Genomic DNA, 21,888 nt, shown 5'->3' on the forward strand with positions numbered 1-21,888 from the left:
TTAACAGATTGGAGTAATTAATGCAGTTTTTAGAGAGGCTTGAATGATAGAAAACGATAAAAAAAATCTAAGTTATGAAGAATTGAGTTCATTAATAAATATAAATAATATATATGAAATTACGCATGATAAATTATTAGATATTAGTTTAAAAATTGATGAAGTAACCAGTATTAATTTATATTTTCATATGTTGGGTTTACTAATTAATTTAGAAGAATATAATGATTCATTGAAAATCGCTTATTTATCCAATCTAATATCATTTTATATATTTGATGTTATAACTCCACCTTATTCTGAAAAAATTGCTAGGTTTTATGCTGAAAAATCTTTAGAAAATAATCCGATATCAGAATATAAAGAGTGGCTTGGATATATAAATAGAGGAAACTAAATTTTAAACTTAAGCGTAAGAAATGAAGTAAGATAAAATAAATGTGTGATAATAAGCATCTAGAAAAAATCTAGATGCTTTAATTGTACACAAAAGAATTATAGTTGGAAGATAGAATATTTATATTATAAATAATGATAAAAGACAATCGAAAACAAAGGAAAAGATAGAAATTATAAGTTCTATTTAGATTATGGTATAAATATGAATATATTTATCTAATATTTGTGGAATTTTAAGTTGTTGAATCTGAAATTTTGGGGGATAGATAATGATAAATAAGAAGGAATGGGAGAGGATGATTTCTGGTGAACTTTATCATCCATACAGTGTTGGAGTTAATACATTTGAGAAAGTTCACCTTGCGCAAAAGAAATTTAATGAGTCGGAATTTTGGCATGATAAGACTGCTTTTGAAGAATTGAAAAAATGTTTTAAAGTAGCTCCTGATGATATGGTGCTGACACCACCTGTTTATTTTGATCATGGAGATAAAATATCATTTGGCAAGAACTTTTATGCAAATACAGATTTGACTATATTAGATGAGAACTATGTTACTTTTGGAAATAATATATTTATTGCTCCTCATGTTAGTATATATACTGCTGGCCATCCAATTGATAAGGACGTTCGTAATAAAGATTTAGAATACGCATGGCCTGTTACTATAGGTGATAATGTTTGGATTTGTGGTAATGTAGTTATTAATCCTGGAGTTACTATAGGAGATAATACAGTTATTGGATCGGGTTCTGTTGTTGTAAAAGATATACCAAGTAATGTAATTGCAGTCGGAAATCCATGTAGAGTAATAAGGGAGATAATCGATGAAGATAGAAAAATTTGGAATGAACAGTTAAATGATTATTTAGAAGATGTAGGAAGATCTAATATATGAAAATAAGATGTATTATAAATTTCTTATGACACTTACAGAGTGTAGGTGTTATTTTTATGTAGTTAGTGAATATTAAAATTTTTAAAAGCATAGCATTGATAAAAGATCAGTAGGAATCTTATTTTTAATTTAATGTTTAACATATACTACAAGTACACTAATAGGCTTATTAGATTATATAATATTATAAATTTTGGTATAATTTGAAGAAAATATTGATGAGATTTTGTGATGAAAATCATACTAATTATTGAAGATAATAAAGAAATCACGATAGAGTTCGTATAATTGTGTAAAAAGAAAAGGTAATTTGAAACCTTAACTAGTACATTGTTTTTAATCGATAAGTTGTAAAATTAAATGCGACACTAGAATAAAATAGAAAACTCATACTAACTTCGTGTAAAATGTTAATAACGACAAAAACACACACGGAGGTCAATATGAGTTATAAACATCTTACCCTAAATGAGAGAAATAAGATAGAGGTGTTAAGGAAAGAGGGCTATTCTTCTAGGAGAATAGCGAAAATTTTAGGATTTCATCACTCCACAATTTCTAGAGAATTAAAAAGGTGTGATAATGAGTACGAAGCTGTCTATGCCCAAAAAGATAAAATTAAAAAATCATTATCTAAAGGAAGAAAATCAAAAGCTAATGATAATATCACCAAATCCATATCTGAAAAACTTCATAAGAAGTGGTCTCTTGAGCAAACATCAAACACTGTATGCAAAGATATTGTATGCTTTAAAACAATATATAATTGGATTTACTCAGGAATTATAGACTTTGATATTTCTGATATAAGAAGAAAAGGAAAATCAAGAAAACCAAAAGAAACAAGAGGTAAGTTTAATATTGGTAAATCAATAAACAAAAGACCTAAAGAAGTCAAAAAAAGGAATACTTTCGGTCATTGGGAACTAGATACAGTTGTATCCTCTAGAGGAAAGAGCAAAGGTTGTCTTGCAACATTTGTGGAAAGAAAAACTAGATTTTATATTGCCTTACCCATGGTAGATCGAAGTAAAAATTCGATGTTAAGGGCAATTGATAAGTTAATTGAATCTTTACCAATAGAAGCTTTAAAGACATTTACATCTGACAGAGGCAAAGAATTTGCTTGTTATGAAGATGTTGAAAAACGAGGGATAAATTTTTATTTTGCTGATGCATATTCAGCATGGCAAAGGGGCAGTAATGAAAATTCAAATGGATTGCTAAGGGAATACTACCCTAAGAAGACAGACTCATCTAAAATATCTATTAATGAGCTGATTAAAAACTTAATGGAGCCTAATACTAGACCTAGAAAATGTCTAGAATATCAAACTCCATTTGATTTATTTATGCACGAACTTAGTTTGCTTTAGGTGTCGCGATATTATTTGCAATTCATCAATCAAAAAACAAAACTAAATGACCAAACTACATTTTACAATTAATAGTGAAGATATTGAAAAATTTAATCTGTACTGAAGTAAAAAATTATAGTATATTTTCCAAAGCATTTAACAAGCCTATGGAAAGTGAAACGAAGTTACAAATTATCTTAAATATTCTAGATAAATTTACACAATATTATGGACTTGACTTAAAATTATGTATTTTAAGTTTAGTTTAGTTAAAATAATTTTATAAATAAAGCAACTTTACAATTATTAAGTTTAAGAAAGAAGCTAAAAAATGAGAAAATTACAAGATTTAAAAGGACAGGATGAAAATGCAAAAAAACGTGAGAAGCAGATTGTTAAGACTAGCATAATAGGCATAGTTGCTAATGCCTTGCTTGCAGCTTTTAAAGCTGTTATAGGTCTTGCTTCTAATTCTATTGCTATTGTTCTAGATGCGGTGAATAATATAGCTGATGCTGGTAGTTCTCTAATTACAATTGTAGGTACTAAGCTTGCAGCTAAAGAACCTGATAAGGAACATCCCTTTGGCTATGGCAGGATAGAATACCTTAGCGCTATGATAATTTCAGTTATAGTCTTATATGCTGGTATTACTTCTTTGGTTGAAGCTATAAAAAAGATTATCAATCCAGTAACACCGTCATATACTAGACAATCTTTAATCATTGTAGGGGTAGCTGTTATTGTCAAAATAATACTTGGGCAATATGTAAAGAATGTAGGTGTAAAAGTAAAGTCTGATTCTTTAATAAACTCAGGAGAAGAAGCCAAACTAGACTCTGTAGTATCTGCGTCCACCCTAGTAGCAGCAGCAATTTTTCTAATATTTAATATCTCTTTTGAGGCATATCTTGGTGCTATAATATCTATCATTATTATAAAATCTGCTATAGATATGCTAAAACGTACTATATCACAGCTATTGGGAGAGAGAAATGACCCAAAACTTGCTAGAGAAGTTAAAAAGACTGTAGAAAATTTCCCTGGTGTAGAAGGGGCCTATGACCTAGTCCTTAATAATTATGGACCAGACTCTTGGAATGGATCTGTACATATTGAAGTGCCAGATACTTACACTGCAGATAAGCTTGATCAGATGATAAGAGATATACAATTAGAGGTTTACTACAAGCATCAAATTGTCCTAACTGCTATAGGAGTATATTCTATAAATACAACAAATCCTAAAGTTATTAATATGCACAAAAAATTAAAAGAGATAGTATTATCTCATAGGTATGTGACTCAACTCCATGGATTTTATGTAGATGAAGATAATAAGTCAATCAGGTTTGATGTGGTTATAAGCCTTGATGCTGATGATAGACTAGATGTATTTGAAGAAGTAATGAAAGACGTACAAGAAAACTTCCCAGAATATGAAATACAAGCTATCCCTGATGTGGATTTTGCAGATGTATAGAGCTATAAATATATAATTGAAATATCAAAATCAAGGTCCCTAGAAGATATAATAATTCTTTAGGGACCTTAGTTTTGTAATAAAAGATTAGGAGAATTTTAATGAAACTTGCAGTAAGTGCTTGCTTATTAGGCGAAAATTGTAAATATAATGGTGGAAATAACTATAGCAAAGAATTAGCCGACTTTGTAAAAGGTTATGAAGTCATACCAATATGTCCAGAAGTCTTGGGAGGCCTAGCTACACCAAGAGAACCTGCAGAGATTGTAGATGGTCTAGTTAGAATAAAAAGCGGTCTGTCAGTAGATAAGGAGTTTAGAAAAGGAGCCCAAAAAGCTTTGGATATAGTTATGGAAAAAGATGTAGACCTAGTCATACTACAATCAAGGAGTCCATCATGTGGTGTAAATACTATATATGACGGTACTTTTACGGGTAAAATTATTGAAGGCCAAGGTGTATTTGCAAAACTACTTCAAGAAAATGAAGTGCCAGTCATAGATGTAGAGGATTTATAAAAACTTATTTTAAAATAAGAACATTAATAAATTTAAAGATTTAAAAAGTTAATAGCTAAGATATTTAAGTAAAAAGTAGGAGCTTATTTATGATAAATCAGCAAAAAATAATAACTTATCTAAAAGAAAAATAGAACCCTCTTACTATAGCACTTTACGGGTCATATGCTGATGGTACTTACAATCAAAACAGTGACTTTGATTGTTTGATTATAGTAAAATATAAGGATTACAGTCATGATGATTATCTGATAGATAATGTTTATATAGATTGTTTTATTTATACTGAAGATGAGATAAAAACTAAAAGTATTGAAGAGTTTATAACAATTTATAAAGCTAATATTATTTATGATACTGGAATTGGTAAGCAATTAAAATCAGAAGTAGAAAAGTATGTTGATTCTTTCACATATAAGGATAAGGAGTTCCTTGTTTCGTGGATTAAAAAGACACTATGGAGAATAGGAAGCGTGGATGATGACAGTAATTTCAGAGCTATTACTTTTCTTTCTGAAAGTTTAGAAGACTATTGTTTGTTAAGGGATATATTTTACTTTGGTAGTAAAAAATCAATTAAATATCTTAAGAAAGAAGATAAGATAGGATACAATCTTTTTTATAAGGCAATAAGTACTAGAACCAATGATTCAATCATAGATTGGGGAGAGCATATTATCCAATATAAATAATAGTTTGACTGTTATTTAAATTAAATATTGAGGAGATTATTATAATTTATTAATAATTTAAATTAAACCATCTCGACTAAGTGAGTGAAACGAACGCATGGAGGGATCTCATTAGATTTCTCCGCTCACTAGGTTCGGTCGAAATGGTCGAATTTTATATTTTGTCAACAGTTTGGATTTATTTATAAGAATGAATTTTTTATCTGAAGAAGTTGGAGAGCTTTCTCAAGCAATTATGACATATCATTTGAAGAAATATTAGAAAACCATATCAATAAAATAGAAGGAAGATTTGAATAATGAACATAACAGTATTTTGTGGTGCAAGCATTGGTAATAATGAAATCTATAAGCAAAAAGCTATTGAATTAGGCGAATGGATAGCTAATAATAATCATACTTTAGTGTATGGCGGTGGTAAAGTTGGCTTGATGGGCTTACTTGCAGATACTGTCTTAGAAAATGGTGGAAATGTTATTGGCGTTATGCCAACTTTTTTGGTTGAAAGAGAAATTAGTCATTCAGGACTAAATGAATTAATAACAGTAGATAATATGTCTGATAGAAAAGCTTATATGATCGAAAAAGGAGATGCATTTATTGCCTTGCCAGGAGGGCCAGGAACACTAGAAGAGATTATCCAAGTTATATCATGGGCTAGAGTTGGGCAGAATGATTGTCCTTGCATATTAGTTAATGTAAATGGTTATTATGATCACTTAGAAAAGATGCTTGAACATATGGTTAAAGAAGGATTTTTAACTAGTACGGATAAAGAAAAAACATTATTCTCAGAAAACTTAGAAGAGATAGAGAACTTTATTAATGACTATAAAAAACCAGAAATTAGAAAGTATGTGTAATTAATTTGCTAGCATTATTGTGAAAAATGCTTTACATGTAACAATGGAAGTTGAATATCTGACGATACGGTAATAAAATACTCTGGAATTTACTAGAATTAATTAGATAATATAAAGGAATATTATATGATAATAGAAGAAATGAAAGTAAAAGATATACATAATATTTTAGATTTATATATAGATTATTACAATAATATTGAAGGTTCTAATTGGATAAAACAAACTGCCTATAAGCGTATACACCAAGTTTTGACAATGGAGGATTCATATTGCTTGATTTTAAAGAACGATAATAATTATATAGGTTTTATTATAGGCTACTTTAAACAATATGATGATATAATAGGTTATACACTAGAAGAAATAGTAATTGATTATACTTTCCAAAATAGGGGTTTGGGTAGTCAATTTCTTGATCAACTTGAAAATAAAGTTAAAGGATTAGGAGCTTCATGTATAGAGCTTAAGTCTGTGAATGATCCTATGCATAATCATTTCTATAAGATAAATGGTTATTTAGATTCTGATAGCTTTGTTGAAAAAGTAAAGTGGTTTTCTTTATAGTGTATAGGAATATTTTTAAGGAAAGTTATTTTAAATATGATAACTAAATAAAATGAATTAATAAATCAACTATTTATGTATAAAGACTAGGAGGAATTATGAAATTAAATGAATTTTCAGAAAATGACCAAGAACAGATCAATGAGGGATTATCTACAGCTAATATAAGTGATAAAGAAGCAGCTGATAAGATTCTTAAGCTCGTTCCCCAAGAATGGATTAAGAAAATCCCATTTTTTTTAAGAGGACATGCTATAAGTAAAGCTATTGAAAAAATTGCAAATGAACACCCAGACCTATATAATGTAGCTAAAATACCAGGTGAGTTGCCAGAAAAAGAGAGTGCAGAACTCAAGGCGATTATTACGGATCTTTTCCTTGAGAGAATGGAAAAGCATAATATTAAATAAATATTTGTCAGTTACTTATTATAGCTCTTTGATTGGAGAAATAAATAATATGGAAACGATATATGTAGCTGGTGGGTGCCTATGGGGTGTTCAATATTTTTTTAAAGAAATACCAGGAATTATTTCTACTGAAGCTGGAAGAGCAAATGGTTCTAGCAATATTCTAGATGGAGAATATGATGGATACGCTGAATGTGTAAAATTAGTTTTTGATAGTAGCATATGTTCTACAAAAGATATATTAGCCTATCTTTTTGAAATAATAGATCCCTATAGTTTAGATAAGCAAGGCTTTGATGTAGGTAAGAAATATAGAACTGGTATTTATAGTACTTCAGAAAAACATTTGATAGAGGCTAGGGACTTTTTAAGTCAGCGCAAAGATAAAGATAAAATTGTAGTGGAAGTAATGCCACTTTCTAACTATATAAAAAGTGCTGATGAGCATCAAGATCATCTTGATAGGTTCCCTGAAGATTTTTCTTACTGTCATTTGGACAGTGATCTTATGAATAAATATAGAAATTAATTGTAAGAAAATTTTTGATTATATTATATATATAAAATACTAGTGGGACTGTTGCAGAATGAATAAATCATCTCAAAATCATTAGAATAACCTCTACAGAATTTTACCAGATTTTTTTATAGCTTTTTTCTATACTGGTTTAGGATGTGCACTGGAACTTGCGGGTATTGTATTTATTAGAAATCACACCACTTATAGTTATTTTAATAGAAATAATTAGATATGGAATTAATTTAAATAGTTTTAGAAATAGATTATATGATTCTAAAACTATTTTTTTATTTAAAAACAAGTTTTGTGCTGGATAATAACTTTTACTTTAACAATGCAAATCAAGTACTTGCATACATTTATTTTTTCCTATATCTTATTTAATAAAGATATATTTAATATTTATGAGGTGGATTATGAATAATAAATTTTGGACATATGAAGATGAATCTGTAGAATTAACTTTAAACTGGGCTAAAGAAAGAACTGTTTCTGGATCTGATCCTAAAACTACAGCGCTTTCTGCTAAGGAGTTAAGAGATAAGGTTGGTCAAACTATAACAGAAGATGGCCTTGGACCTAAAAAAGCTCTAGATATTTTTGATACTTTAAATAAGGCTACTCGTTCTGCAGACGATCCAATGAACTTTGCCTATATACCATGTGCACCTACTAAGGCAGCAGTTGCCTTTGATGAAGTAGTTTCGTCAGCTAACGTATTTGGTGGAATTTGGGAATGTGGTGCAGGAGCTATATATGCTGAAAACCAAGTAGTAGACTGGATTAAAAAAAATCTTTGCTGGCCAGATGAAGCTATAGGTACGTTTGTTTCTGGTGGAACACACGGTAATCTTTCAGCACTGGCCTGTGCAAGAGATAATGCTAAAAATAAGTGGAAAGAAGAAGATAGATATCCTAATGGTAGACCAAATGATGGATATAAATTAATTATATCCAAGGATACTCATTCTTCTGTAAAAACTATAGCAAAAGTTTTAGATGTTGATGTATTAGTAGCAGAAACAGATAAAAATGGAGTAATGAGTGGCAAAACTGTTGAAAAACTTATTAAAGAGAATGAAGGGGTATTTGCTGTTGTGGCTACGACTGGTACAACAAATACAGGTTCTATTGACCATATAGAATCTATTTCTAAAGTTTGTCAAAAATATGATATATGGTTACATATAGATGGAGCTTATGGTGGAGCTGGCATTTTAGCACCAAGCGTTAGAGATTTATATAAAGGAATTGAAAATGCAGATTCCTTTATCGTAGATCCACATAAGTGGCTATTTGCTCCATATGATTGTTGTTGTTTGGTATATAGGAGTCCTAAAAATGTTTATCAAACTTTTTCGCAACATGCAGAATATCTAGAAGGTGTAGACCATAGTCAATCAAATCCATCAGATATGGCCATTCACTTATCAAGAAGAACTAGAGGGCTTCCATTATGGTATTCTCTAGTAACCTATGGTAGCAAAAAATATAGCGAAGCTGTTGAAAAATGTATAGCAAATGCAAAAAAATGTGCAGAAGCTATAAATCAAACAGATCATTTAGAATTAGTGATGGAGCCAACTTTATCAATAGTAGTATTCAAAAGAAAAGATTGGGAGATTGAAGACTATGCAAGTTGGTCAAATGATTTAGCACTAGATGGAAAGTTATTATGTATACCTTCAAGTATAAATGGAGAAATCATATTAAGGTTGGCATTTTTAAATCCTAACACTGATATAGATAAAGCAATAAATATAATCGTTGATACAACAAAATAGCAGTGGAATAATAAGCTTCACTTATTATAAAAGTGGAGTTTTTTTATATTTAAAATTATAGCCTATCGCTTATTAAAAATAGTTGAGTAAAAGGGTAGATATTAGGTATGGGAAATAGACAATAAGATTGGTAATAGATTGTATTAATAAATAAAACTATAAATGAGGTGAAATATGATAAAAGAAAAAATAATTGAAAATGTAGGAATTATCTACTTAGACAGACCAAAGCAAATAAACGCATTAAATTTTGAAACCATAAAAGGGATTCGCAAAATTTTAGATAAATGGAAGGATGATGATAGTATAAAAGCGGTACTTTTTGATAGCTTTTCAGACAAAGGGTTTTGTGCTGGTGGAGATCTTAAAGAAATTTATAATGAATTTTTAATAAATGACGATTGTGCAGATAAGGATGGATTTTTCAAAATAGAATTTGATTTAGATAAATATGTTAAAAATTATAAAAAACCTATAATAAGTCATTGGTATGGTGTAACTATGGGTGGAGGAATAGGATTAACTATAAATTCTAATTTTATAATAACAGACGAAACTGTTAACTGGGCAATGCCAGAAACTAGCCTTGGATTTGTACCAGATGTTGGAGTTTGTAAGTATATTTCTAGTTTACCACAAGCGTTAGGACAATATGTTGGACTTTGTGGCGTAAGTTTAGAATCTAGTGACTTGATAGAGTATAATTTAGCTGATGTATATATAAATTCGAAGGATTATGAAAAATTAATAACAAAACTATATGATCTATCTAAAAACTATGAAGGTGATCAACTAATAGAGAATCTTAACAAAGAGGCTAAAAAATGGGAAGTCAAAGATAATGAATCAGAAATTGATAAGAAAATAGATAAAATTAATAAATATTTTTCTCATTCTAGTTTAAATGAAATATTTGAAGATTTAAAGGATAATACTGATGATGAATTTGCAAAAAAATGCTATTATACTCTTAAAGAACGTGACCCATTTATGCTAACTATCCAATTCGAAAAATATTTTGTATGTAAAGAATTAAGCTATGAAGAAACAATAGATTTAGATCTTAGGATTATTCAATACGCAATAAATAAAAATTCTATAAAGGAAGGAATTAGGGCTAAGATAATAGATAAGGATAATAACCCTAGTTGGCCATGTAGATCTTTGGATGATATTTCTATTCAGGAAGTTAAAGACTTATTGTCTATTGACAAAGCTTATGAAGAAAGATAATGATAAAAATATTTTATTATTAATTCTATAAGGAATGATAGAGAGTTATTAGCATATATAATTATTTATTGGCTAGCAAAGGTTAAACCAAATTCTGTATTAGATTATATTAAAGTATTAGGAATATTTATGATTGTTAACTTAATATTATGGACTTTAATTTATACTTAAAAAGTTGATAGTTAAATAACTATTGATTAAGACAATATTTATTTTTTTATATTGAGGAGATGCTATGTTTAGAGAAATTAGAAGAAGTAAAAATAAAATTACTGATGGAAATATAAAAAATTTGCTTAAAAATGCAAGAATTGGAATCTTTGCTGTAAATGGAGATTGCGGATATCCTTATGCTATTCCCATGAACTTTTTATACGATGAAGGAAATAATAGTATATATATGCACAGTGCAAAAGTAGGTCATAAGGTAGATAGTTTAAGAAACTCGGATAAAGTTTGTTTTACTGTTATTGGAGAGGAGAAAATAAAAGAAGAAGATTGGGCGCCCTTTGTAGAAAGTGTTATCGCTTTTGGTAAATGTAAAAAAGTAGACGATGAAAAACGAGCTTTAGAAATTCTAAAAGAATTTGCAATGAAATACTACCCAAGTGAACATTTAGTTGATGAGCATATATTAAAAAGTGGAAAAGCTTGTAATATATATGTGATTGATATAGAAGATATAAAGGGAAAGGAAGTAAAAGAAAAGTAGTGAAAAATAGTAATATAAAGGCTTATTAGCTATATAAATTTTAGGGTGAAAATGTAATGACAATATTTAAAAATCAATATCCTATATTAGAATATGACGATAGTAAAGAATCAATCATCATGCCAGATCATGAAAGCCTTGACTTTAACCTACCTCAGAAATGCTTATTTACATTTTTAGGAGATGCTTTAGATAAGTTGGCAAATGATTGTAATGCTCATATAATTGGAACTTTTAATTCTATAACTAAAATCTATCCTATTTATATAATAAATTATAAAGAAGAAGAAATATGCCTGGTTCAAGCTCCTGTAGGTTCCGCAGTCTCTGCACAAATCTTAGATTGGCTGATCTCCTACGGATGTGAGCAAATAATAAGCACAGGTTCTTGTGGGGTCCTGGTTGATATTGCCGAAAATACATTTTTAGTGCCAACTAAAGCCTTAAGAGATGAAGGGGCAAGCTACCATTATCTTCCTCCATCACGTTTTGTAAATATAAATAAAAAAGCTTTAAAAGTCATAGAAAAAACCTTGATAAGTCACAAATTAAAGTATGAGGAAGTAATAACTTGGTCAACAGATGGATTTTATAGAGAAACTAAGGATATGGTGGAATATCGCATAAATGAAGGCTGCAAAGTAGTAGAAATGGAGTGTTCAGCCCTTGGAGCTGTTGCAGAATTTAGAGGAGCAGTTTGGGGAGAAATACTTTTTACTGCAGATTCTTTAGCTAATGTATACAAATATGATCCTAGAGGATTTGGTGGAGATTCCATTGAATACGCTCTAAGACTTAGTCTAGATGCTTTGTTAAACTTTGACTGAGTGTAAAATATTATGAATTTAAAAAATAAAAGAATCAGATCGAGACGATTTAGAAATTACTGTAAGCTTATGTACAAGTAGATATGATAGATGTTGGATAGACCCCATTCCTAATAAAAAAGCAATAAGTGTATATACACGAAATATGTTAGATAAAAGGAATTTAAAATGGAAAACATTATATATAAAGAATTTGGTAAAGAATATATAGACCAAATTATAGAAATTTATAAAGAGAATTCTTGGTATGCATATCTTGATGATTTAACAATATTAGAAAAATCAATTGATAATTCTCTCTATATATTGGGAGCATTTGAAAATGATAAACTTATAGGATTTATTAGATGTGTTGGTGATGGATACCATGTTGTGTATATTCAAGATCTTATAATAAGACCTGGTTATTATAGAAGATCTATAGGTAAAAATCTCTATCAAAAAACAAGTTGTAAATTTAAGTATGTCAGGCAATTTTTATTAATTACTGATGCGAATGATAAAGTATCTAATAATTTTTATAGAAAGATGGGAATGATAGAAGGTAATACTGAATATCCAGTACGCACATATATTAGGCAATAAAAGTTTTATTTTGTTGTAGTTTAATTAATAGGGTATTAAAAGAAGAGTGGAATAAAATTAATTAAAAAAGGAGATAACAGATATGGAAAGTCAAAAAAGAGTAGCGATTCAAGATACATATGGAGAACGCTTCCAACATTGTTGGGGATGTGGTTCTAAAAATGACCAAGGTTTACATTTAAAGTCTTATCCTAGTGAAAATGGTGAAGCTTGTATTTGTAAAATAGTACCTGATGAAAAATATACAGGTGGAGTTCCTAAAAATTTATTTGGGGGTATGATTGCTATGATATTTGACTGTCATGGAACTGCTTCTGCAGCTTACTTTAATCACAAAGATAAAGGTCTAGAACTTACAGAAGATACAGTTATTAAAAGATATATAACAGCAAGAATTGAGGTCGACTTTAAGAAGCCAGTTCCTATGAATGAAGAAGTTATGGTTATATCTGAGTTAGAAGAGCTTACTGAAAGAAAAGCAATTATTAACATGACAATGGAAGTGGCAGGAGAAGTAAGAGCCAAAGCAAGGATGGTTGCAGTAGGTGTTAAAGATAATATGTGATTAACAATTTTATCTAACTAGATTTAAAATAATTATTATGAGGACTATTATAAAAGAAATAAAGAATATAAAGGAAAAAGAGAAAATTTCAAGAGAAATTCTTTATGATTTGACAGAATGGTTTGGAGTAACAGAATCCATTGAGAATTATATAAATGATTCAAAAGATATGCCATATTTAGCTGCATATATGGAAAATAAGCCTATAGGATTCATTGTTTTGAATAAAACTAGCGACGATAGCTCAGAAATTTTTGTAATGGGTGTTAAAAAAGAATTTCATAGATTAGGTGTAGGTAGAGAGTTAATTAAAAATTATGAAAACTTATCTAAAGAATTTAGCTTTTCCTATTCCCAAGTGAAGACAGTCAAATCGGGGTGCTATAAGGAATATGATATAACAAATAAATTTTATATTTCTATGGGATATGTAGAGTTAGAATGTTTTCCAGATATGTGGAATGAATGGAACCCTTGTCAGATTTATATTAAATATTTAAAATAAAATCCTTAAAGGAGCGGATCTTATGAAAGATTTAATAATTATGTAAAGGAATCTTATAGAAGAAATTATTATGCAAAAGAATTAGTAAAAGCTTATGAAAAGTGGATAAGAGATAAAGGGTGTAAGGAGTTTGCTAGTGATTTTCTATTAGAAAATAAAGGTAGTTTAGATTTTCATTTAGCTATATGTTTTATCGAAATAAATAAAATTATTTGTTTTAAAAAAGAATTATAAAACAAAGCAAGGGAAAAGATAGAGTAATGAATAAAGACTTAGGATATTTTATGAGTTTGGGTCTTGCTTTTGGATTATTAATAGGATCAATTATAGACGAAACAGGGATTGGACTATGCTCAGGATTATTAGTAGGTTTAATTATTGGAAGTAAGAAAATGAATAAATCCAAGCAATAAACTTATTTGAAAATATAACTTTTAAAAATGACTCTTAGAATTATTGTGGAGTCATTTTATTTTTTCTTGACAAATGACATTGTGTCATTTATAATATAAATGCAATGACACAATGTCACTAGAAAGGAATATATATTGCCTAAGGATACATTTTATAATTTAGATAAGGAAAAAAAGAAAAAAATAACAGATGAATTAATTTATGAATTTTCTGATAAGCCTTTTTCTCAAGTAAACATAAAAACTATAGTTGAAAATTTAGGTATAGCTCGAGGTAGCTTCTATCAGTATTTCAATGATTTAGAAGATAGCTATTTTTATATACTTGATAAAAAAACTTATGATATACATATACTTTTTATGGATACATTAAAAAATAATAATGGAAATATTTATGATTCACTTCAAGAATTTGGTGAAGATATTGCTGAAATTATTTTTAGGGAAGATGTATATAAATTATATAAAAATAGATATTTGTATTGGGATGAGGGATTAAACAAAAGTTGGGAAAATTCTCATGAAAATTTCAGATTAGTTTTTAATATAGAGCAGTCAATTGGAATTGATCAAGAAAAGATTTATTTTTTCAGAGCCGTGGTTCATAGCCTCATCGAAAGAAATTTTAGAGAAGATTGGGATAAGGATACTTTTGTAGAAAAATATAAACTACATATTAGGTGGATCATGCAAGGAGTTATTAATGGAAATAGGTGAAAGTTTATTTGATATAAGCTATTTAATACTTGTAATAGCTTTGGGTGTAAGATTAGTTTTAGAAGATAGGAAAGAGGCAAAGCTTTTTGGCATAATGGCTATTATTTTAGGATTGGGTGATAGTTTTCATTTGATTCCTAGAGTAATATCTTATTTAAGTCCAGGTGGATTTGAAGCTAATGTAAATGCTTTATCTTGGGGAAAATTTGTCACAAGTATTACAATGACTATTTTTTATGTTCTATATTATTATTTTTATAGAAAACAGACAGGAGATTATGATAACAAAAAGAAAATACTAGTATACGTTCTCTCTATCATTAGAGTACTGTTAGTTTTTATGCCACAAAATAACTGGGGTACAGCTAATGAAGCTTATGAGTGGGGGATTTATAGAAATATACCATTTTTAATCTTAGGTATACTTTTAATTATTTGGTCTTATAAAGAGAAAGAAAAACCTGGTCTTAAAAATATGTGGTGGCTAATATTACTAAGTTTTGCATTTTATATACCTGTAGTATTATTTAGTAAAAAGTATCCTGCTGTCGGTGCTTTAATGATGCCAAAAACTATAGCTTATTTATTAATAGTAGTATTTGGATTTAAATATTTTGTAGATGGATTTAATAAAAGCTCAATACTTAAAACATCCGTAACTTTTGTCATTTTTGGAATATTTGCTGGAGCATTTTCAAGAAAGTTTACTAAATATTATAGCTTTTTAGGTCCAACATATTTAAAATTAGTCCATACTCATACACTTGTACTTGGATTTTTAACTCTAATGGGTGTCTATTTATTAGTCAAAAATTACGATAGAGAGAGAATATTGACTTTAAAAAAATCTTACCACACTTATATAATAGGATTTACAATATTTATTGTTAGTATGCTATTAAAAGGCATCTATACAGTTGTTAGTCAAGGCCAAGAAACCATTAGCTTAGCTGCCATATCTGGTGTTGCTGGAATTGGTCACACAGTTTTAACAATAGGAATGTTTTGGATGTTTTATAAGATCTATAAATATGAAAAGCTAGATTTAGCTAACAAGAAATAGATATAAATTAATAATTAAACAAATAGAGGATTAGCTAATAACTGAAAACTAGTCCTCTCTATTTTTTATTATATGCCCTTATATCCTATAATATTTACAGTCGGATAATTATTGATTGTTACTTCTTTTTTTTCTTTGATGTAGTCAAATATTAATTCTGGCATTTCTTCAGATGATTCCCATATAATTTGATTTCCATTAAGTACGGGAAAATCACCTCCTCCAATAGCTCTATAATTATTAGTAGCAAGAATAATCTTTTGATCGTCTTTTACATCATGACCGTGATATTTTAAACTAGTTAATCTATGACCAATATCTTTACTGTAATCATAAGTGTATTCAATTCCGGAATATATATCATAATTAAATATAAAATACTCTGGATTTTGAACAATCATACCTTCCTCATCTAGCATAAAATAATTAGAATTGAATTCTAAAATTTGTTTTAAATCCTTCCCAGTAATCTCAAGCTTCATCAAAGTGTTATTAAATATATAATTGTTAATAATATCACGCATAGTTATATCTTCATCAAATCCTTTAGTTTCTATTGTAAAAATAGGTGTTGCTGCAATATCTGTCCTTGCATATTCCATTTGAATTTGATTAATGAGATTGATATACGGATGACCATTTATCTGAGCTTGCATTATAGAGTCTACTTTTGCATTAGTTTTGATAAATCCACACGAAATATCTAAGAATTTTTGAACCTTATTCATATCTTTTTTTATATGATTTTCTAACTTGAGGTCAGGAGTAAACTCTGATAAGTCAATTATTTTTGATTCTTTATTTATGATTTTTTTGTTTTCGTTAATTTCTAAAGTGATTTCAGCAATTGCTCTGCCCGCAAAACTAGCTTGTACTACTGGTATATTGTTATACACACCTGCTATTTCTTGGTGAGTATGACCAGTTAAGAGGATATCAAAGTCTAAACCTGAATATAATAAGTCATAAGCTTCATTTTCTCCAGTTTGGACTTGTATTTCATTGCCCGACTCTAAATCTTTTGCAAATCCTCCGTGATAAGAAATAATTATGATATCGCAATTTTTTTTATTGCGTAAAAAAGGAACATAATAATTAGCGGTATTTAATGCAGATTTAAATGCTAAACCTTTTATATTTTTAGGATTTTCCCAATGAGGTATGTATTGAGTTACTAGACCTAATATACCAATTCTAATTCCTTTAATTTCTTTTATAGTATATGGACTTATATCTAAGTAATTATTTGATTCTTGAATTGTATTAGCAGAAAGTACAGGGCATTTGACATGATTTATATAAGATCTTAAATAATCTTGACCGTAATTAAAATCATGATTGCCCAAAATAATACAATCAGTTCCTAACAAATTGTAAGAATCTGCTAGATTTTTTGGATCATTATTGTTGTGATAAAAAGTCGCAAGTGGAGAGCCTTGCAAATTATCTCCATTATCTATATAAATTACATTTTGATTTTCTTCTTTTACCTTATCAATATAAGTTTTTGCCCTAGACATAGAGAAAGTTTCTTTTCTAGATGGCACTTTAAATGAGTCAGTTGATATGTGTGAATGTATGTCAGTAGTTTCTAAAATTATTAGTTTCATAATACTCCTAAGTTTTATTATATAGCAGTCATTAAAGTATTAGTATATATTTACTTGGTGTAATTGTAAAGTACATAAATTATTTAAAATTAAATTTACTTATATTTCCATTAAGATAAATATAGATTAAAGAAAATAACTAATTATCTCATATAATTACAGTTAATATTATAATTTATTCTTATACGTATTTTTCTATTTGTCCTAGATTTTTTAATAGACATCAAAAAATGCTAACCACTATTAATTATTATAGTAGCTAGCATTATTATATAGTTATTATCGGGCTTCTCTTTGGTTTGTCATATCTAAAATTTCGGGATCAATTGTTTCTAAAGCATATTTAAGTTTCTCAATCATTTTTTGTTTTTTATCCATATGACCGCTGACACTTACCATATTTACCATATGTGCTGAGGAATATAAAGTTTCATTTGGCATTTCTAAATTTTCAAGTAGGTATATTTGCTCTTCTAAATTTTCCCTATTAGTTGTTTCTATAAATTCCCCACGTTCTCTCATGTAATAAAGAGGGGACCCCTCATTTACAGCAGTACTCATTATATACACACCTTTAGGTGGATAATAGTTGAGTACTTTGGCAGTTTCTTTAGCGTTTATTAAAGAATTGCCAGATCCTGCAATTCCCTGCATCACAATTGCATGATATTCTATACCTGCTACTTTCATCTTATCTAGACCTCGATAATATCCATCTAGATTTGTACCTTTATTTATATAATCAAGAGCTTTTTGATATCCTGTTTCTACTCCAAACCAAAGCTCATTATAACCTGCTTCTTTAAGTTTTTTCATATCATCTAAAGTTTTATTTTCTAGATTATAAAATGAGCAATATGCTGTTATTGTTTTACACTCTGGTATATATTCCTTTATTAATTCTGCAATTTTTAGTAATTTTTCTGTAGGTAAAGTAAAAGGATCTCCATTTAAAAGGTATATTCTCTCAAAAGGTTTTAGTTTTCTTTGAAATGAATTACTAAGCTCAATTATATCACTTTTTACATCTTCTAGAGGTGATATGCCATATTTTGTTTGCTTATACATTGTGCAAAAAGCACATTTATTATGTGAACACCCATAAGTAACTTCTAAAAGAGGGGTATAAGCTTCTAGAGGCGGTCTATAAACTTGACCAGTATAATGCATAAAAACTCCTTTCTTTTTCATTATACTTTAAATGATTAGGTATATAAATGATAGATATTTATGGACTATAATTTTATATATGATAAAATATAAAATATTGAAATTAACCTAAGGGGGATCTAATGACAGACTATATATTAAGTTGTGAGTCCACAATGGACTTATCAGTAGATTATATAAAAAATAACTTAGACGTTAGTGTTATCAATGCTAATTATGAATTAAATGGAGAAAATTATTTAGATGATTTTGGTCAAAGTTTAGATATGAAGAGCTTTTATAATAATATGAGAGAAGGTGCTAAACCAACTACTTCAAGAATCAATACTGGAGAGTATGTAAACTATTTAAAACCTCTATTAGAAAGTGGACAAGATGTAATCCATGTTTGTTTATCAACAGGGATGTCTGGTCAGTTTGATTCTCTGTTAGAAGCTATTGAAATCTTAAAGGAAGAATATCCAGAAAGAAAAGTTTATCCAGTAGACTCTAAGATGGCTTCATCAGGAGTAGGATTATTAGTATCAAAGCTTTCTAAATTAAAAAAAGAAGGTATGGCTATAGATGATCTTTATAATTGGGCTGAAGAAAATAAACTTCATGTTATAAGTTATACTAGTAATGAAAACTTAGAATATGTTGCTAGAGGCGGTAGGATTTCTAAGACAGCAGCAAGTATTGGTGGAGTTTTGCACATTTGTCCATTAATCGAGGTTGATGATGAAGGTCGTATGATAGTTACTGGTAAGATTAGAACAAGAAAAAAACTTTTAAAAGCTATAATTTCTAAAATAGAAGATAATGCTATAGGTGGTAGTGATTATAATGATCAAATTTTTATATCTAATGCTGATAATATGGAATTAGTAAATGAGATAAAATCCATGATTGAAGAGAAGTTTCCTAATATAGATGGCGGGGTACAAGCATTTGATATAGGACCTACCATAGGTAGTCATATAGGCCCTGGTGCAATATCAATATTTTACTGGGGGAAAGAGAGAATGGACTAAGCTAATTCATATTAAATACTAATGTATTTAAACGAAAGCCTACTCTTAGAAAGCTTAAAGGGTTAACTGAATTAAGCTTTCTTTAAGTAAGGCTTTTTTTATTTGTAATAATAAAGTTTTTTCAAAAGAGATAATTATAATTAATCGTCATTATTGTATAATACTTATTGTCAATATATTTCTAATTTGTTAAAATTTATATATAGGAAGTATATTTCTTTTTAATGTATAGATATTGAAATCGATTACCTACTTAAATAGAATACTATGAATATTATATTTAGATTTACAAGTATGTGAGTATTAAATATGTTATAGAGTTTATGTTAAATACTTCTTAATAAATTTAAAGATTAGAGGGGATTTATAAAATATGAAAAAATTAAATGATTTTTGGTACAAAAATTTTTATATAGCAAGCTTTATTCTTATTATTTATGGACTTTTAATAAGTCCAATAAGAGATACTTTATTTGGTTTATTCAATATAATTAAGTCATCAAGTGTTCTTGTATCTGACTATATGGAAATTGGTGGACTTGGTGCAAGCTATGTTAATGCTGGTTTGATGTTACTATTTACTATCATGCTAGCTAAGAAATGTGATGCAAGGTTAACAGGGGCATTAATAGCAGCTATGTTTACTGTAACAGGCTTTAGTTTTTTTGGAAAAAATATAGTAAACTCTATTCCTCTAATGCTCGGTGTTTATTTATATATTAAGTTAAAAAATCTTAAATTGGCAAATTATATGCATATTGTTTGTTTTGTAACTGGTTTAAGTCCTATAGTTAGCTTATTTATGTTTTCACTTGGATTTAAGTTAAGTATAGGTATAATTTTAGGAATTATTGTAGGTATACTAGTTGGTCTTATAATAATTCCACTATCAAGTTCGATGCTAAAGTTTCATGATGGCTACTCTTTATACAATGTTGGATTTTCTTTAGGAATAATTGCTATAGTTTTAGTTGGAATCTTAAGAATGTTTGATAAAGAAATTCCTAGAGTTAGCTTAATTTATTATGGTAATGACACATACACTATTATATTTTTGTTAGTGCTTAGCTTAGGATTGATGTCATATGGCATAATAGAAAATAAGGGACTAAATGGTTATAAGGAGATTTTAGAAAGTAGTGGTAGGCTTGTGACTGATTTTACTATTTTCTCTAATAGATATTTGGTGATTTTTAATATAGGTTTAATGGGACTTATATGTGTTGGGTTCGTATTTTTAAGTGGAGGCAAATTTAATGGTCCAATAGTTGGTGGTATATTAACTGTGATGGGATTTAGTGCATTTGGTAAGCATCCCAAAAATGTATTGCCAATAATGATGGGGGTTTATATTGCTAGTATGGTAAATAAATATGAACCTTCTAGTACACTTGCTGTTTTAACTGCTTTATTTTCTACAACTATAGCACCTATAGCGGGAGAATTTGGTATAATTGCTGGTATATTTGCAGGATTTATTCATAAAGCAGTAGCTACAAATGTTACATTAATCCATGGTGGAATTAATCTATATAATAATGGACTTGCAGGCGGGATGGTTGCAGCGGTTTTAGTTCCTCTTTATAAGAGTTTTGTTGAAAGGCGTAATCATGATTAGAGAAAGAGAAAAAGCAATAAAAATATTAAATGTAATTTTAGAATATTATGTCCAACATGAATTTTCTAGTATAAAAACTCAAATATCGGTAGATAGTCATAGAACAATAATAATGATTGAAGGAGAAGTCGATCCTAAAAATTTGAAAGTTAAAGACTTAGAAAGTATTCTTAATCATCCTAGGTTACCAGAATACGACGATTATTATGATAGCTTACTTACATCAAGCGATGAAAATCAAATCAATGCAGTTGGATATCTAGTAGATGCTGCATATGTTAAACTAAAGGGAAATAATCTACAAATAAATCTTCTAAGAGATAATATTTTAGACTGACTTTGTAGTTAAAATTTATGAAATAAT

25 protein-coding genes and 1 pseudogene are annotated in these 21,888 nt (G+C 28.6%); 24 read left to right on the forward strand and 2 right to left on the reverse strand.

Annotated elements, in window-relative coordinates:
• Positions 1 to 43: 43 nt before the first annotated feature.
• The 21 genes and pseudogenes from J2Z39_RS02450 to J2Z39_RS02550 all read left to right on the forward strand — a co-directional run bounded on the left by J2Z39_RS02450 (position 44) and on the right by J2Z39_RS02550 (position 16,113).
• Entirely contained in the window at positions 44 to 397 is a 354-nt protein-coding gene (locus J2Z39_RS02450; protein ID WP_117520910.1) for a hypothetical protein, read from the forward strand.
• 271 nt (positions 398 to 668) lie between these two features.
• A complete protein-coding gene (locus J2Z39_RS08575; RefSeq protein WP_209813608.1) occupies positions 669 to 1,298 on the forward strand; it encodes a sugar O-acetyltransferase in 630 nt (209 codons plus the stop codon).
• Positions 1,299 to 1,741: 443 nt separating this feature from the next.
• Entirely contained in the window at positions 1,742 to 2,674 is a 933-nt protein-coding gene (locus J2Z39_RS02460) for an IS30 family transposase (protein WP_209813610.1), read from the forward strand.
• A 313-nt stretch (positions 2,675 to 2,987) separates the two neighbouring features.
• Positions 2,988 to 4,139, forward strand: coding sequence for a cation diffusion facilitator family transporter (locus tag J2Z39_RS02465; protein ID WP_209813612.1), 1,152 nt, complete (start codon positions 2,988 to 2,990; stop codon positions 4,137 to 4,139).
• 101 nt (positions 4,140 to 4,240) lie between these two features.
• Positions 4,241 to 4,657, forward strand: a complete 417-nt coding sequence (locus J2Z39_RS02470) for a 2-thiouracil desulfurase family protein (RefSeq protein ID WP_209813614.1) — start codon at positions 4,241 to 4,243, stop codon at positions 4,655 to 4,657.
• Positions 4,658 to 4,803: 146 nt separating this feature from the next.
• The gene (locus tag J2Z39_RS02475) at positions 4,804 to 5,349 is read left to right on the forward strand and encodes a nucleotidyltransferase domain-containing protein (protein WP_209813743.1); all 546 of its coding nucleotides are present in this window, start codon (positions 4,804 to 4,806) and stop codon (positions 5,347 to 5,349) included.
• A 299-nt stretch (positions 5,350 to 5,648) separates the two neighbouring features.
• Positions 5,649 to 6,212, forward strand: a complete 564-nt coding sequence (locus tag J2Z39_RS02480) for an LOG family protein (protein WP_209813616.1) — start codon at positions 5,649 to 5,651, stop codon at positions 6,210 to 6,212.
• Positions 6,213 to 6,338: 126 nt separating this feature from the next.
• A complete protein-coding gene (locus tag J2Z39_RS02485) occupies positions 6,339 to 6,779 on the forward strand; it encodes a GNAT family N-acetyltransferase (RefSeq protein ID WP_209813618.1) in 441 nt (146 codons plus the stop codon).
• 98 nt (positions 6,780 to 6,877) lie between these two features.
• Positions 6,878 to 7,189: a hypothetical protein gene (locus tag J2Z39_RS02490; protein WP_209813620.1), complete on the forward strand. Its 312-nt coding sequence runs from the start codon at positions 6,878 to 6,880 to the stop codon at positions 7,187 to 7,189.
• A gap of 49 nt (positions 7,190 to 7,238) precedes the next feature.
• The gene (locus tag J2Z39_RS02495; protein ID WP_117520926.1) at positions 7,239 to 7,718 is read left to right on the forward strand and encodes a peptide-methionine (S)-S-oxide reductase; all 480 of its coding nucleotides are present in this window, start codon (positions 7,239 to 7,241) and stop codon (positions 7,716 to 7,718) included.
• A gap of 407 nt (positions 7,719 to 8,125) precedes the next feature.
• Positions 8,126 to 9,493 (forward strand): pyridoxal phosphate-dependent decarboxylase family protein, encoded by a 1,368-nt coding sequence (locus J2Z39_RS02500; protein ID WP_209813622.1) that lies wholly within the window; start codon positions 8,126 to 8,128, stop codon positions 9,491 to 9,493.
• A gap of 174 nt (positions 9,494 to 9,667) precedes the next feature.
• Positions 9,668 to 10,726: an enoyl-CoA hydratase/isomerase family protein gene (locus J2Z39_RS02505; RefSeq protein WP_209813625.1), complete on the forward strand. Its 1,059-nt coding sequence runs from the start codon at positions 9,668 to 9,670 to the stop codon at positions 10,724 to 10,726.
• Positions 10,727 to 10,961: 235 nt separating this feature from the next.
• Positions 10,962 to 11,438, forward strand: coding sequence for a pyridoxamine 5'-phosphate oxidase family protein (locus J2Z39_RS02510; protein WP_245325669.1), 477 nt, complete (start codon positions 10,962 to 10,964; stop codon positions 11,436 to 11,438).
• 56 nt (positions 11,439 to 11,494) lie between these two features.
• A complete protein-coding gene (locus J2Z39_RS02515; RefSeq protein ID WP_209813626.1) occupies positions 11,495 to 12,265 on the forward strand; it encodes a nucleoside phosphorylase in 771 nt (256 codons plus the stop codon).
• A 168-nt stretch (positions 12,266 to 12,433) separates the two neighbouring features.
• Positions 12,434 to 12,850, forward strand: a complete 417-nt coding sequence (locus tag J2Z39_RS02520) for a GNAT family N-acetyltransferase (protein ID WP_245325670.1) — start codon at positions 12,434 to 12,436, stop codon at positions 12,848 to 12,850.
• An 82-nt stretch (positions 12,851 to 12,932) separates the two neighbouring features.
• The gene (locus tag J2Z39_RS02525; protein ID WP_209813628.1) at positions 12,933 to 13,415 is read left to right on the forward strand and encodes a hotdog family protein; all 483 of its coding nucleotides are present in this window, start codon (positions 12,933 to 12,935) and stop codon (positions 13,413 to 13,415) included.
• Between the two features lie 37 nt (positions 13,416 to 13,452).
• On the forward strand, positions 13,453 to 13,920 hold the full coding sequence (locus J2Z39_RS02530) for a GNAT family N-acetyltransferase (RefSeq protein ID WP_209813630.1): 468 nt from the start codon (positions 13,453 to 13,455) through the stop codon (positions 13,918 to 13,920).
• A gap of 51 nt (positions 13,921 to 13,971) precedes the next feature.
• Positions 13,972 to 14,154, forward strand: a pseudogene (locus J2Z39_RS08695) (GNAT family N-acetyltransferase); the annotation flags it as partial.
• Between the two features lie 26 nt (positions 14,155 to 14,180).
• Positions 14,181 to 14,333: a hypothetical protein gene (locus tag J2Z39_RS02540; protein WP_181965112.1), complete on the forward strand. Its 153-nt coding sequence runs from the start codon at positions 14,181 to 14,183 to the stop codon at positions 14,331 to 14,333.
• 135 nt (positions 14,334 to 14,468) lie between these two features.
• A complete protein-coding gene (locus J2Z39_RS02545) occupies positions 14,469 to 15,050 on the forward strand; it encodes a TetR/AcrR family transcriptional regulator (protein WP_209813631.1) in 582 nt (193 codons plus the stop codon).
• Positions 15,037 to 16,113 (forward strand): DUF2871 family protein, encoded by a 1,077-nt coding sequence (locus J2Z39_RS02550; RefSeq protein WP_209813633.1) that lies wholly within the window; start codon positions 15,037 to 15,039, stop codon positions 16,111 to 16,113. The genes J2Z39_RS02545 and J2Z39_RS02550 overlap by 14 nt, the downstream gene beginning before the upstream one ends.
• A 68-nt stretch (positions 16,114 to 16,181) precedes the next feature.
• On the opposite strand, the gene J2Z39_RS02555 is transcribed toward J2Z39_RS02550, so the two are convergent.
• Together J2Z39_RS02555 and J2Z39_RS02560 are read right to left on the reverse strand one after the other, a co-directional pair.
• Positions 16,182 to 17,723, reverse strand: a complete 1,542-nt coding sequence (locus J2Z39_RS02555) for a bifunctional metallophosphatase/5'-nucleotidase (protein WP_209813635.1) — start codon at positions 17,721 to 17,723, stop codon at positions 16,182 to 16,184.
• A 279-nt stretch (positions 17,724 to 18,002) separates the two neighbouring features.
• On the reverse strand, positions 18,003 to 18,893 hold the full coding sequence (locus J2Z39_RS02560) for a radical SAM protein (protein WP_209813637.1): 891 nt from the start codon (positions 18,891 to 18,893) through the stop codon (positions 18,003 to 18,005).
• A gap of 122 nt (positions 18,894 to 19,015) precedes the next feature.
• Here J2Z39_RS02560 and J2Z39_RS02565 point away from each other — a divergent pair, with 122 nt between their 5' ends.
• From J2Z39_RS02565 to J2Z39_RS02575, 3 genes are all read left to right on the forward strand, one after another.
• A complete protein-coding gene (locus J2Z39_RS02565) occupies positions 19,016 to 19,906 on the forward strand; it encodes a DegV family protein (RefSeq protein ID WP_209813639.1) in 891 nt (296 codons plus the stop codon).
• Positions 19,907 to 20,279: 373 nt separating this feature from the next.
• A complete protein-coding gene (locus J2Z39_RS02570) occupies positions 20,280 to 21,524 on the forward strand; it encodes a DUF1576 domain-containing protein (protein WP_117520954.1) in 1,245 nt (414 codons plus the stop codon).
• Positions 21,517 to 21,861, forward strand: coding sequence for a hypothetical protein (locus tag J2Z39_RS02575; RefSeq protein WP_117520956.1), 345 nt, complete (start codon positions 21,517 to 21,519; stop codon positions 21,859 to 21,861). The genes J2Z39_RS02570 and J2Z39_RS02575 overlap by 8 nt, the downstream gene beginning before the upstream one ends.
• Positions 21,862 to 21,888 lie beyond the last annotated feature (27 nt).

The organism is Anaerococcus nagyae (genome assembly GCF_017874535.1).
Classification (GTDB): Bacteria; Bacillota; Clostridia; order Tissierellales; family Peptoniphilaceae; genus Anaerococcus; species Anaerococcus nagyae.